1 protein-coding gene is annotated in these 668 nt (G+C 48.5%); it reads left to right on the forward strand.

From position 1 onward, the window contains the following. Positions 1-668, forward strand: a 668-nt coding sequence (locus tag HX807_RS31460) for a right-handed parallel beta-helix repeat-containing protein (protein WP_177052208.1), incomplete at both ends; no start/stop codon positions are given.

A 668-nucleotide genomic window follows, 5' to 3' on the forward strand; every position in this document is an offset into this window, starting at 1 on the left:
ATAGGCTTGAACGGGCAACCACTACTTCCGGATGCGACAACCGTCGCAAGCCGCGACTGTCTTATTACTGGAAACAACATTACGGGAATACAGCAACTAGGCATTTTCTTTAACAGCGGCACTGACAGACTGATTGCATCTTCCAATAGCTTGCAAGGCTCGTTCACTGTCGCGATAAGCGTCGGCTCGGTCACAGGCTTTACACACGACGGCCAAATTATCATTTCGAATAACATCCTGAAGTTGCTATCCATAAATGCCATCGGTATTAGGTCCCAACTCAATACAGCGACACAGCCTCCCTTGATTGAAGGAAATAGCATCAGCGGAGGCTCAATTGGTATTGACTGGCAAACACCACAGGCAAGGTTTGTCGGCAACAACATTACGTCCATCAATACCGGAATCCAGATAAGCGCGGCCGTTAAAAACATCGACTTGCTTAACAACCACATTACTGCTTCCTCCGCTGTAGCGGGTACCGGGACCGCTGCATGGAAGGGGCTAAGGGCTAGAGGCAACACGATCAATGTCACGGAATGGTCGTTTTACTTAGGGACTATTGGAAGCCTTGGATTTTCTGAGTTTTTCGACAATAGCGTAATCAATCAAACCACGCGGGCCAACGGGTCGTTGTTGATCAACAATCCAAGCTCAACACGTTTCGC

Source organism: Pseudomonas sp. D8002, from assembly GCF_013385695.1.
In the GTDB taxonomy this organism is placed as follows: domain Bacteria; phylum Pseudomonadota; class Gammaproteobacteria; order Pseudomonadales; family Pseudomonadaceae; genus Aquipseudomonas.